This is a genomic window from Pseudokineococcus marinus (genome assembly GCF_013004605.1).
GTDB classification, from domain to species: domain Bacteria; phylum Actinomycetota; class Actinomycetes; order Actinomycetales; family Quadrisphaeraceae; genus Pseudokineococcus; species Pseudokineococcus marinus.
Genome location: NZ_JABEMA010000077.1, coordinates 1 through 12,118 on the forward strand (window position 1 = coordinate 1; position 12,118 = coordinate 12,118).

Annotated in this window: 10 protein-coding genes; 9 read left to right on the forward strand and 1 reads right to left on the reverse strand. The window is 77.0% G+C overall.

Features of this window, described 5'->3' with window-relative positions; translation table 11 throughout:
- Positions 1–256 precede the first annotated feature (256 nt).
- From dop to HLB09_RS07235, 8 genes are all read left to right on the forward strand, one after another.
- Positions 257–1,852: a depupylase/deamidase Dop gene (gene dop / locus HLB09_RS07200; RefSeq protein ID WP_246234615.1), complete on the forward strand. Its 1,596-nt coding sequence runs from the start codon at positions 257–259 to the stop codon at positions 1,850–1,852.
- A gap of 117 nt (positions 1,853–1,969) precedes the next feature.
- Positions 1,970–2,167: a ubiquitin-like protein Pup gene (locus HLB09_RS07205; protein WP_171202714.1), complete on the forward strand. Its 198-nt coding sequence runs from the start codon at positions 1,970–1,972 to the stop codon at positions 2,165–2,167.
- 105 nt (positions 2,168–2,272) lie between these two features.
- Positions 2,273–3,127 carry a proteasome subunit beta gene (gene prcB, locus HLB09_RS07210; protein ID WP_171202722.1) on the forward strand — a complete coding sequence of 285 codons (855 nt, stop codon included), beginning with the start codon at positions 2,273–2,275 and terminating at the stop codon, positions 3,125–3,127.
- The gene (prcA, locus tag HLB09_RS07215) at positions 3,124–3,954 is read left to right on the forward strand and encodes a proteasome subunit alpha (protein ID WP_171202715.1); all 831 of its coding nucleotides are present in this window, start codon (positions 3,124–3,126) and stop codon (positions 3,952–3,954) included. The genes prcB and prcA overlap by 4 nt, the downstream gene beginning before the upstream one ends.
- A 56-nt stretch (positions 3,955–4,010) precedes the next feature.
- The gene (gene pafA, locus HLB09_RS07220) at positions 4,011–5,378 is read left to right on the forward strand and encodes a Pup--protein ligase (RefSeq protein WP_171202716.1); all 1,368 of its coding nucleotides are present in this window, start codon (positions 4,011–4,013) and stop codon (positions 5,376–5,378) included.
- 178 nt (positions 5,379–5,556) lie between these two features.
- Positions 5,557–6,525, forward strand: a complete 969-nt coding sequence (locus tag HLB09_RS07225; RefSeq protein ID WP_171202717.1) for an FKBP-type peptidyl-prolyl cis-trans isomerase — start codon at positions 5,557–5,559, stop codon at positions 6,523–6,525.
- 122 nt (positions 6,526–6,647) lie between these two features.
- A complete protein-coding gene (locus HLB09_RS07230; RefSeq protein WP_171202718.1) occupies positions 6,648–7,019 on the forward strand; it encodes an FKBP-type peptidyl-prolyl cis-trans isomerase in 372 nt (123 codons plus the stop codon).
- 141 nt (positions 7,020–7,160) lie between these two features.
- Positions 7,161–9,119, forward strand: a complete 1,959-nt coding sequence (locus HLB09_RS07235) for a DUF222 domain-containing protein (protein ID WP_171202719.1) — start codon at positions 7,161–7,163, stop codon at positions 9,117–9,119.
- Positions 9,120–9,285: 166 nt separating this feature from the next.
- Here the strand turns inward: HLB09_RS07235 and HLB09_RS07240 are convergent, their stop codons facing one another.
- Positions 9,286–10,617 (reverse strand): DUF3866 family protein, encoded by a 1,332-nt coding sequence (locus tag HLB09_RS07240; protein ID WP_322790062.1) that lies wholly within the window; start codon positions 10,615–10,617, stop codon positions 9,286–9,288.
- 406 nt (positions 10,618–11,023) lie between these two features.
- Here HLB09_RS07240 and HLB09_RS07245 point away from each other — a divergent pair, with 406 nt between their 5' ends.
- A complete protein-coding gene (locus HLB09_RS07245; RefSeq protein WP_171202720.1) occupies positions 11,024–12,112 on the forward strand; it encodes a helix-turn-helix transcriptional regulator in 1,089 nt (362 codons plus the stop codon).
- The last annotated feature ends 6 nt before the right edge of the window (positions 12,113–12,118 follow it).

Genomic DNA, 12,118 nt, shown 5'->3' on the forward strand with positions numbered 1-12,118 from the left:
CGGCTCGCCGGAGGGCTTCGCGCACAAGTCGTCGGTGCTCGAGGGCCACTGCCGCGACCTCGGCCGCGACTACGCCGAGATCACCCGCTCGGCCAACTACAACGTCGTCATCGGCCGCGACGAGGCCCCGTGCGGGCGTCGCCGGCTCACGGGCCCCACCGTAGGCTCGCGCGCGATGAGCAGCGCCGAGGACCCCGCGAGCAGGACCCCCGACGGCGGCGGCCCGTGGGGCCGCGACGGCGGCGTGCGCCGCGTCATGGGCCTGGAGACGGAGTTCGGCATCAGCGCGCCGGGTGAAGCGCAGGCCAACCCCATGCTCCTGTCGGGCCGGGTGGTCCACGCCTACGCGGCCCCCGACCCCTCCTCCGGCGGCCGCGGCACCCGCTCGCGCCGGGGCACGCGCTGGGACTACGCCGACGAGGCCCCGCTGCGCGACGCGCGCGGCTTCGAGCTCGACCGGGCCCGCGCGCACGCGAGCCAGCTCACCGACGTCCCGCCCGACGTCGCGGCCTCCCAAGGCGGAGGCGCGGGCACGGGCCTGCACGTGGCCGAGGAGCTCGAGGACGCGGGCCTCGCGAACACCGTGCTCACCAACGGCGCGCGCCTGTACGTCGACCACGCCCATCCCGAGTACTCCGGCCCGGAGGTGACGACGCCGCGCGACGCGGTGCTCTGGGACCTCGCCGGCGACGAGGTGGCCCGCGAGGCCATGCGCCGGATCGCCGCCTCGCCCGGCCTCGGGGACGTCGTCCTCTACAAGAACAACACCGACGGCAAGGGCGCCTCCTACGGCACGCACGAGAACTACCTCATGCCGCGCTCGACGCCGTTCGCCGACGTCGCGCGCGCCCTGGTGCCCTTCTTCGTCAGCCGTCAGGTCGTGACGGGCGCCGGCCGCGTCGGCCTCGGGCAGACGGGGGAGCGCAGCGGCTTCCAGCTGAGCCAGCGGGCCGACTTCTTCGAGACCGAGGTCGGCCTCGAGACGACCCTCAAGCGCCCGCTCGTCAACACCCGCGACGAGCCGCACGCCACGGCCGACCGGTGGCGGCGCCTCCACGTCATCGTCGGCGACGCCAACCTCTCGCCCGTCGCCACCCTCCTGAAGACGGGGACGACGTCGCTCGTCCTCGCCATGGTCGAGGCGGGGGAGATGCCCGACCTCGCCCTGGCGCACCCCGTGGCCTCGGTGCGGGCCGTGAGCCACGACCCGACGCTGCGCCACCTCCTCGAGCTGCGCTCGGGGGAGCGGATGACGGCGGTCCAGCTGCAGTGGCGGCACCTGGAGGCCGCGCGCGCCTTCGTCGGGCGCCGCCAGGGCGACGCCGTCGACCCGGACACGGCCGAGGTGCTGACCCGGTGGGAGCAGGTGCTCACCGACCTCGAGGCGGACCCCGTGCGCTGCGCGCGCCAGCTCGACTGGGTGGCCAAGCTGCGGCTGCTCGAGGGCTTCCGGTCCCGCGAGGACCTGACGTGGGACGCGGCGCGCCTCGCGCTCATCGACATCCAGTACGCCGACCTGCGCCCCGAGCGGGGCCTGCACGCCCGCCTCGTGGCCCGGGGGGCCGTCGAGCTGCTGCACGAGCCCGCCGAGGTGGCGCGCGCCGTCGTCGCGCCGCCGGAGGACACCCGCGCCTGGTTCCGCGGCGAGTGCGTGCGCCGCTACGGCGACGAGGTGGCCGCCGCGAGCTGGGACTCGGTCATCCTCGACGTCGCGGGCCGCGCCTCGCTGCAGCGGGTGCCGATGCTCGAGCCCCTGCGGGGCACCCGGGCGACGACCGGTGCGCTGCTCGACCGCTGCGCCACGGCCGCCGAGCTCGTGCACGCCCTCACCGGGGGGCGTCCGGCGGGCTGAGGCGTCCGGGGCGCCCGCCGAGGACGTCGGGGGGCGCCTACCATCGCGGTAGCCGGGCCGCCGGCGCCGCCCCGCGGGGCCGCCGGCGGGCGGGGTCCTCGAGGGGCGGGAGCAGCCATGGCAGCGCAGGAGCAGCGTCAGCACGAGCGCCGCGACGACGAGCCGGAGGACGCGCCGGCGCCCGCGCCGCAGGCGTCGACGACCACGTCGAGCAGCGACGCGGAGGTCGACGACCTCCTCGACGAGATCGACGACGTCCTCGAGGCGAACGCCGAGACCTTCGTGCGCTCGTTCGTCCAGAAGGGCGGGCAGTAGGCGCAGCCCACGACGGCGTCCTGCGCGGCGCCCCTGCCACGGCTGGGGCCGGCGGCCGCGGACGACGGGCCGCCGTCGGGGGTGCTGGCTAGGGTCGCTCGGGTGATGCCAGCCACGCCCGCGCCCCAGCCCCCCGGCGGCCGGCTCCCCGCGGCCTTCCACGTGCCGGGGGCGGCCTCCTTCACCGACTTCGTGGGCAGCCACGACCCGTCGCTGCTGCCCGGGCGCCGCCCGCTGCCGCAGGGGGCCCTGCCGCCCGAGCTGGACCCGCCGCACGGCACGACCATCGTGGCGCTCACCTACCCGGGCGGCGTCGTCATGGCGGGGGACCGGCGGGCCACGGCCGGCAGCATGATCGCCCACCGGGAGATCGAGAAGGTCTTCCCCGCCGACACCCACTCCTGCGTCGGCATCGCCGGCACCGCAGGCCTGGCCGTGGAGATGGTGCGGCTCTTCCAGGTCGAGCTGGAGCACTTCGAGAAGATCGAGGGCGCGGTGCTGTCGCTCGACGGCAAGGCCAACCGGCTCTCGACCATGGTCCGCGGCAACCTCGGCCTCGCGATGCAGGGCCTCGCCGTCGTGCCCCTCTTCGCGGGCTACGACCTCGCGGGCCGGCGCGGCCGCATCTTCAGCTACGACGTCACGGGCGGGCGCTACGAGGAGCGGGGCCACCACTCCGTCGGCTCGGGGTCGGTGTTCGCGCGCGGGGCGCTGAAGAAGCTGCACCGCCCCACCCGGGGGGTCGACGAGGCCGTGGCGACCGCGCTCGAGGCGCTCCACGACGCCGCCGACGACGACTCGGCCACGGGCGGCTCCGACCTCGTCCGCGGCATCGTCCCCGTCGTCGCCGTGGTCGACGAGGCGGGCTACCGGCGCGTGCCCGACGCGCGCGTCGCCGAGGTGGTCCGCGGCGTCCTCGACGCCCGCACCGCCCAGCACGAGGAGGACCAGCGCCCATGACGCAGCAGTTCTACGTCTCGCCCGAGCAGGTCATGCGCGACCGGGCGGACTTCGCGCGCAAGGGCATCGCCCGGGGCCGCTCCGTCGTCGTCCTGTGCTTCGACGCCGGCATCGCCCTCGTCGCGGACAACCCGTCGCGGGCGCTGCACAAGGTCAGCGAGATCTACGACCGCATCGCCTTCGCCGCGGTCGGCAAGTACAACGAGTTCGAGAACCTGCGCGTGGCCGGCGTCCGCTACGCCGACCTGCGCGGCTACTCCTACGACCGCGCCGACGTCACCGCCCGCGGCCTCGCCAACGCCTACGCGCAGACCCTCGGCAGCGTCTTCACCACCGAGAGCAAGCCGCTGGAGGTGGAGATCGTCGTCGCGGAGGTCGGCGCCTCGGGCGAGGGCGACCAGATCTACCGGCTGACCTACGACGGGTCCGTCGCCGACGAGCGCGGCGCCGTCGTCATCGGCGGCGCCGCCGACGCCCTCGCCGGGGTCCTCGCCGAGGGCTGGCGCCCCGACCTGCGGCTCGCCGACGCCCTGGCGCTCGCGCGGCGGGTCCTCGCGACCGACCCCGCCGACCCGACCGCGGGCCCCTCCCGCGACCTGCCCGCCTCCTCGCTCGAGGTCGCGGTGCTCGAGCGCGGGCTGCCGCGGCGGTCCTTCCGGCGCGTGCAGGGCGACCTGCTCGAGCGGCTGCTGTCGGACGACGACCCCACGGTGGACGCCCCGCGCACTCCCGACCTGCTGGCGCCCGCCGACGCGCCGGGCCACCCGGGGCTGCCGGAGGACGTGCCGCCCGCACCTCCGTCGGGGTCCGCCGCCGAGGAGGGGTGACGGCGGACCGGCCCGACCGCCCGTCCGTCGTCGGGACCGCGACGTAGGGTCAGGTCATGGATCGACGCATCCTCGGCCTCGAGACCGAGTACGGCGTCACGTGCGTGGCGGAGGGGCAGCGGCGCCTGTCGGCGGACGAGGTCGCGCGCTACCTGTTCCGCACCGTCGTCGCCTGGGGCCGGTCGAGCAACGTCTTCCTCCAGAACGGCGCCCGGCTGTACCTCGACGTCGGCTCCCACCCGGAGTACGCCACGCCGGAGTGCGACGACGTCCAGCAGCTCGTCGTCCACGACCGGGCGGGGGAGCGCATCCTCGAGGGGCTCGTCGGCGACGCCGAGGCGCGGCTGGCCGACGAGGGCACCACCGGGGAGATCTTCCTCTTCAAGAACAACACCGACTCGGCCGGCAACTCCTACGGGTGCCACGAGAACTACCTCGTGCCGCGAGCCGGCGAGTTCAGCGCCCTGTCGGACGTGCTCATCCCCTTCCTCGTCACGCGCCAGGTCCTCGTCGGGGCGGGCAAGGTGCTGCAGACGCCGCGGGGGGCCACGTACTGCTTCTCCCAGCGCGCGGACCACATCTGGGAGGGGGTCTCGAGCGCCACGACGCGCTCTCGCCCCATCATCAACACCCGCGACGAGCCGCACGCGGACGCCGAGCACTACCGGCGCCTGCACGTCATCGTCGGCGACTCCTCGATGGCCGAGCCGACGACGATGCTCAAGGTCGGCGCCGTCGACCTCGTCCTGCGCATGCTCGAGGCGGGCACGCCGCTGCGGGACATGGCGCTGGAGAACCCGATCCGCGCCATCCGCGAGGTCAGCCACGACCTGACCGGGCGACGCCCGCTCCGCCTGGCGAGCGGCCGGGAGGTGAGCGCCCTCGACGTGCAGGGCGAGTTCCTCGAGCGCGCCCGCGCCTTCGTGGAGCGCGGCGACGCGGGGGAGACGACGAGCACCACCAAGGCGGTGCTCGACCTGTGGGAGCGCGGGCTGCGCGCCGTCGCGACGCAGGACCCGACGCTCGTCGACCGCGAGCTCGACTGGGCGGTCAAGCAGCGCCTGCTCCAGCGCTACATGCGCAAGCACGACCTGACCCTGGCCAGCGCCCGCGTCGCGCGCCTGGACCTCGCCTACCACGACGTCTCGCGGCGCCGAGGGCTCTACCACCAGCTCGCGGCCCGCGGCCTCGTCGACCGGCTGACGACCGACGACGAGGTCGACGAGGCCACGACGTCGCCGCCGCAGACGACGCGCGCCCGCCTGCGCGGGGACTTCGTCCGCGCGGCCACGGAGCACGGCCGCGACTTCACGGTCGACTGGGTGCACCTCAAGCTCAACGACCAGTCGCAGCGGACGGTCCTGTGCAAGGACCCCTTCGCGGCGGTGGACGAGCGGGTGGAGCGGCTCATCGAGAGCATGTGAGGGCGGGCGCCGAGCGTGCGTGGGCGACCCACGTCGGCGGACGAGCAGCGGGGCCCGGCCGCCCAGGGGTCGTCCAGCGCCGGGCCAGGCTCGCCGCAGACCCGCGCGCTACGGTCGTGGCCACTGCCGGTCACCACCGGTCCGACCGCCGGGACGACCGGCACGACGAGAGGTCCTCGTGCGACACCTGCGACACCCCCGCACCCTGACGGCCCGGGCCGCCCTCGCCGTCGCGCTCCCGGCCCTCCTCGTGGCCGGGTGCGGTGACGACCCCGCACCGTCACCGGAGGACGACGCGCTCTCGCGCGTGGAGGTGGTCGGCGACGACGCCGCCCCTGAGCTGGAGGTCGACACCCCCGTCACCGTCTCGACGACGACCACCGAGGTCGTCGAGGAGGGCGACGGTCGGGTCGTCGAGGAGGGCGACCTGGTCGCGCTCGACGTCCTCGCCGTCGACGGCGGTGGCGGCGACGTGCTCCAGACGACGTTCGGCACCGAGCAGCGCCTCGTCCTGCAGGCCGACCCGACGACGACCGTCCAGGGCCTCGTCAGCGGCGTGGTGGACCAGACGGTGGGCTCGCGCGTCCTCGTCGGCGTCAGCCCCTCGGACTTCGGGGCTGACGCGCCGGGCGCGCCGACGCCGACCGCGGGCGACGGATCGGTGCTCCTGCTCGTCGACGTCCTCGACGCCTCCCCGGTGCTCGACGGCCCCGAGGGCGCCGAGCAGCCCGCTCCCGAGGGGCTGCCCGCGGTGACCGAGGGCGAGGACGGCGACCTGTCCGTGGCGACCCCGGAGGGCGACGCGCCGACGGACCTGCGGGTCGAGACCCTCGTCCAGGGCGAGGGTGACGCGGTCGAGGCCGGGGACACGGTCGTCGTCGACTACACGGGCGTGCTGTGGAGCGACGGCACCGTCTTCGACTCGAGCCGGGGCGCGGACCGTCCGCCGTTCTCCTTCACGCTCGGCCAGGGCGCCGTCATCCCCGCCTGGGACGAGGGCCTCGCGGGCGTGCCCGTCGGCAGCCGCGTGATGATCGTCGCCCCGCCGGACCAGGCCTACGGCGACCAGGAGACCGGCAGCATCCCGCCCGGCTCGACGCTCGTCTTCGTCGTCGACGTCCTGGCCGCGGAGAGCACGCAGCGCTGACGCGCGCATCGTCCCGTCCTCGCCCCGGGCGAGGACGCCCCCACCACCGGTGGCCCGTCGCCGCCGCGCACGAGGTCGGTGCCCCCGCACCGACCACCGCCGACCAGCAGAGGACGCACCCCATGGCCGAGAAGCCCGTCGTCGACATCCCCAGCACCGACCCGCCGGCCGAGCTGGAGCTCGAGGACCTCGTGGTCGGTGACGGCCAGGAGGCCGTAGCCGGCACCACCGTGGCGGCGCACTACGTCGGCGTCTCCTGGTCGACGCGCCAGCAGTTCGACGCCTCCTGGGACCGGGGCCAGCCCCTCACCTTCCAGCTGGGGGCCGGGCAGGTCATCTCCGGCTGGGACACCGGCATCCAGGGCATGCGCGTGGGCGGCCGCCGCCGCATCACCATCCCGCCGCACCTCGGCTACGGCGACCGCGGCGCGCCTCCCGTCATCGCGCCGCGCGAGACGCTCGTCTTCGTGGTGGACCTCGACGGGGTCTCCTGACCGCCTGAGCAGCACGAGGACGCCCCCGGCCCACGTGGCCGGGGGCGTCCGTGCGTCCACAGGCGCTCGAGGGGCCTGCGTCGTCCACAGGCCCGGACGGTCGTCGAGGCGTCGTCGGACCCGACCTCTAGTGTCGTACACGTGTTCGAGACGGGCGTGGGCGGGGCTGACGGGCACGACGCCGTCCGGCCGTCGGCCTCGCCGGGCGCCGGTCGGGGCGCGAGCCCTCGTGACGGCATGGGCGGTGCTGCCGCGGGTGAGGACGGTGGTGTCGTCGAGCTGGTCGGCGAGGTCGGTCGGGTGCGGTCGGCGGTGCGGGCCGGGGCGCTGGGTCGGGTGCAGGCGGTCGTCGCGCTGGAGGTGGCGCGGTCGGTGGCGTGGGCGGGGCTGCTGCGGCAGGTCGCCGCGCTGGTGGACGAGGTCGCGGCATCGGGTGGGCCCGCGGCACTGCTCTCTGACGCCGGTGACGGCGCCGGCGCCGGGTGGACGGCCGGTGTGGCGACGCGGACCGCAGGCGCCAGCGCCGACCCACATCCCGCACCAGGGCGGGATGCGGGTGTGGCGTTCGAGGCCGCCGCGGGCGAGCTGGCGGTCGCGCTGGTCGTGCCGCTGCGGCGGGCGCAGGACGTGGTCGCCGAGGCCCTCGCGGTGACGACGCGGCTGCCGGTGACGTTGGCCGCGTTGGAGGCGGGGCGGATCGACCCGCAGCGCTCCCGGCTGGTCGCCGACGAGACCGTCGCCCTCTCGGTCGCTCACGCGGCGGCGGTGGACGCGGCCCTGGCCGGCGACCTGGGCCCGTTGACGGTCCCGGCGCTGCGGGCGCGGGTGCGTCACCTGGTCGCGACGACCGACCCGGAGGCGGTGCGCCGGCGGGTGCGGCGGGCGACGTGCGCTCGCGGGGTGCGCCTGTTCCCGGTGGACGACGGGATGGCGCAGCTGGTCGCGACGGGCCCGGTGCTGGACCTGGCCTGCGTCTTCGAGCGGCTGACCACGACCGCCCGGGCGCGGGCCGGGGAGCACGGGCGGGTCGATCCGCACGCCGCGACGTCCGCGGGCCTGGACCCCCTCGCCCTGAGCGACGGTGGGACGGGGTTGCCGGACCGGCGGGGTATCGACGCCCGCCGCTTCGACGCCCTCGTCGACCTCGCCACCACCACCGACCTGCCCGCTGGCCAGAGCGCCGCCGCGGACGTGGCTGCGACAGCGACCACGGTCACGCCCCGGGCGCGCAGCCCCCACGGCCCGCAGGTCACCGTGGCCCTGTCCAGCCTCCTCGGCCTGGACGACGACCCCGCCCAGCACCCCACCCTCGGACCCGTCCCGGCCGTGGCCGCCGCCGAGCTCCTCGCCAACGGGCACCGCTTCCGCCGCGCCCTGACCGCACCGCTCACGGGCCACCTCATCGGCCTCGACGGCCACCTCCTCACCACCGAGCCCACGACCACCACCGCCGCCGCCACCACGACGGCGGGGTCTTCGACGACAGCGCCGCCCGACCCACCGCGGAAAGGCCGTCGGACCGCACCCGCCCGACGCGACCGCGCGGCAGCGATCACCGTGCGCGTCGACACCCCCGACGACCGCCCACCGTCGCCACCGACATCACCGGCGCCGGCGTCGCCACCCGCCGACCCCGCCGAGACCGCACACGCAGTCGCGGCCGAGAGGACAGCCGCGCCCGAAGTCGCGGCGGGGATGACAGCCGCGACCGCAGCCTCAGTCGCCGCCGGGCCCGCAAACGCGGCCGGGACGGCACAGGCTCGGGCAGCCGGGGAAGCGATACGGCCTCCGTCACCGCCGCCTTCCCCGCCCGGGCTGGTGACGGGCTCCTCGTCGACCTCGCGGCACGCCTCGCTGCGCCGCGCCGCCCGACGCCCCGGCTGCTCCTACGCCGCCGCCGCCGGGAGGGCCCGGCTCCTACGCGCCGACCCAGGCCTGCGGCCGCTGGGTGAGGGCCCGCTCACCCCGCTGCCAGGCCCCCGGCTGCCGGATGCCCGCGACCCGCTGCGACCTCGACCGCCTGCACACCGAGCTCGCCCGCCAGCACGCCGAGGCCCAGCCCCACGACACCGCGCCGGGCGACGGCGGAGGCGCGCGTGATGGCCCGCTCCGGTGACGACCCGACGCGCGCCACGGGCGGAGCACGCGGATGGGGCGACGACGGCCCCCCGCCCTCCTGACGGCCGGCCGTGAGGCGCGCGCGAGACCACACCCGTCCACGTGCTCGACGGCGGCGGGGACGGCGAGCGAGGAGCGGCGAGCGACGTCAGCGCGCGGTCGCCGCCCACCGACCGGCCGCGGCGGCGGCGAGGAAGGCGGCGGGGTCCTCGTCGGCGCCCCGACCCATGGTCGACAGACGGACGGGACTGGTCGCCAGGGCCTCGTCGAGGCCGGCGACGTCCACCTCGACGAGCTCGTGCCGGTCGGCGAGCGCCGCCGCCTGCTGCCGGACCCGCGTGCCGAGGTCGCCCGCGAGGCGGGGGACCACCACCTCCGCCCGCGCGAGGGCGACCCGCCCGTAGGCGGTCAGCGAGTGGTGCGACACGCCGCGGTGGCGCTCCCGGGCGTCGGCGCCCGAGACCCGCAGCGAGGCCACCGGCCGCCCGCCCAGCACGGAGACGGCGTTGACCGCCTCGCCGCACGCGACGCCCGAGAAGCCCCAGCGGGTGCCGGTGCCCAGGTTGCCCGGTCCCTGCGCGACGACGACGAGGTCGGCGCCGAGCACGTGCTTCGCCGCGAGGAGCCCCGTGTGCAGCGTCACCGCCTCGGCGTCGCCGCCGAAGGCCTGCCCCGTCGTCACCACGGCGTCCACCCAGCCCGCCGCCCGCAGCCCGGCCGCGGCCCGCGAGAGCGCCGCCGGCAGCGCGCCCCCGTCCGTCATGACGTAGACGCAGCGGCCGGGCGCCAGCCCCCGCACCGCCCGCTCCGCGCGCCAGCCGGCGAGGACGGCCGGCAGCGCCGAGTGCAGGTCGGCGACGACGACGGGAAGGTCGTCGAGGTCGTCGGCGTCCACGAGCGCTCCGTGCGCGGGGGACTCCTGCTCGTCGACGCCGAGCACCATCGCCTGCAGCGGCGTGTACCTCGCCTTCACCAGGTGCCCGGGAGCCGGCGGCGGGTCCGCCGGGAGCCGACCCGGCACCGCGACCACGCCGGCTGAGCCCCCCGTCCCCAGGCCGCGCGCCAGGGCCGACACCGACAGGAGCACCTCGTCGCCCACCTCCGGGGTGCCGACGAGGTCGACGAGCGCCGTCGCCCGGACGACCGTGCCCGCGGCATCGGCAGTCCCCGCGGCACTGGCAGTCCCCGCGGCACTGGCAGTCCCCGCGGCACCGGCAGTCCCCGCGGCACCGGTGGCGCCGGGGCTGGGCGCAGCGCCGGCAGCACCGGCAGCCCCCGCGGCACCGGAGGCGCCGGGGCCGGGCGCAGCACCGGCGGCGGTCGTCCCGGCGCCGTCCTCGCCGTGGGAGCCCGGTCGGTCGCCCTCCACCGCGGCAGCACCGCCGACCCGGGGGAGGGGTGCGTCGAGACGGACACGGACCTCGCGGACGCCCGGCCACTCCCGCACGACGTCGCGCACGTGCCCGCGGCGCCAGTGCACGGCCCCACGACGACCCGCCCCGAGGCTGTCCGGCCCGCTGTCCGTCCCGCAGTCCGGCCCGGCCGGCACCGCCGCCGACGCCCCGTCCGGCGACGCAGCCGCGGCAGCGGGCGACACGCCGACCGTGCTCTCCGCGGCGTCCCGGCCTGCAGCTCCGTCCTGTCCTGGAGCAGCGTCCCGTCCTGTGACGCCGTCCCGTCCCGCTCCCGGTGCGCGCCCCTCGTCCTCCACACCGTCGACGCTACGGGTCCGCCCCGCCGGAGCGGCGCCTCACCACGGCGCGCGCGCCGGCCCCGGCGGCGACCTCCCGGGACCCAGCACCGACCGCCCAGTCGCCGTGACGACCTCCGGGGCGCCCTGGGACGACCCATCGGGCGGGCCGCGGCCCCTCGGGTAGCGTCGCCGCGTGGCTCCAGCCCAGCGCACCGAGCGCCTGCTCAACCTCGTGATCGCGCTGCTGTCGACCCGTCGCTGGCTCCGCAAGGAGCAGATCCGCCAGGCCGTGCCGCAGTACAGCGAGGCGACGAGCGACGAGGCCTTCGACCGCATGTTCGAGCGCGACAAGGAGGAGCTCCGCGACCTCGGCGTCCCCCTCGTCACGGGCACCGACGCCGCGTGGTTCGACGACGAGGCCGGCTACCGCGTGGACCGCGACGCCTGGGAGCTGCCCGCCGTCGACGTGACACCCGCCGAGCTCGCCGTCCTGGGCCTCGCCTCCCGCGTGTGGCAGCAGGCGAGCCTCGCGGGCCCGGCCTCGCGCGCCCTCGTGAAGCTCCGCGCGCTGGGCGTGGAGCCCGACGAGTCCTCCCTCGTGGGCGTCGAGCCGCGGGTGCGCACGAGCGAGCCGGCCTTCGGCCCCCTGTACGCCGCCACCCGCGACCGGGCTCCCGTCACCTTCCGCTACCGGACCGGGCGGACGGGGGAGACGGCGCGCCGTCGCGTCGAGCCGTGGGTCATCACCTCCTGCTACGGGCGGTGGTACCTCGTGGGCCACGACCTCGACCGGGAGGCGCCCCGCGTCTTCCGCCTCGACCGGGTGTCCCCGGGCATCACCCGCACCGGCGGGACGGCCAGCGTGCCGGTGCCCGAGGACCTCGACGCCCGCGCCCTCGTCCGGGGGCGCGACGGCGCGCCCGCCGAGCGGACGGCGCGCGTCCGGCTCACCGGCTCCGCCGGTGCCGGTCTGCGCCTGCGCGCCGGCGCGCCCGCCGACGCCCACGAGGTCGAGGTGCCCTTCGCCGACGTCGACGAGCTCGCCCAGGAGGTGGCGCCCCTCGGCGCCGAGGCGCGGGTCCTCGACCCGCCCGACCTGCGCGACGCCGTCCTGGCGCTCTGGCGCGGAGCCCTCGCCGCCCACGAGCCCGGGCAGCAGTCGGGGCAGCAGTCGGGGCAGCAGTCGGGGCAGCAGTCGGGGCAGCAGTCGGGGCAGTCGTCCGGGCACGAGGCCGGGCGCACCGGCGCACCGGCCGCCGCGGCGGGCGGGGGCGCCCGGTGAGCCCCG

Excerpts from the sequence above, each read along its gene's own strand:
- dop (WP_246234615.1), top strand. The coding sequence starts at position 257 with ATGGGCCTGGAGACGGAGTTCGGCATCAGCGCGCCGGGTGAAGCGCAG.
- HLB09_RS07205 (WP_171202714.1), top strand. The coding sequence starts at position 1,970 with ATGGCAGCGCAGGAGCAGCGTCAGCACGAGCGCCGCGACGACGAGCCG.
- prcB (WP_171202722.1), top strand. The coding sequence starts at position 2,273 with ATGCCAGCCACGCCCGCGCCCCAGCCCCCCGGCGGCCGGCTCCCCGCG.
- prcA (WP_171202715.1), top strand. The coding sequence starts at position 3,124 with ATGACGCAGCAGTTCTACGTCTCGCCCGAGCAGGTCATGCGCGACCGG.
- pafA (WP_171202716.1), top strand. The coding sequence starts at position 4,011 with ATGGATCGACGCATCCTCGGCCTCGAGACCGAGTACGGCGTCACGTGC.
- HLB09_RS07230 (WP_171202718.1), top strand. The coding sequence starts at position 6,648 with ATGGCCGAGAAGCCCGTCGTCGACATCCCCAGCACCGACCCGCCGGCC.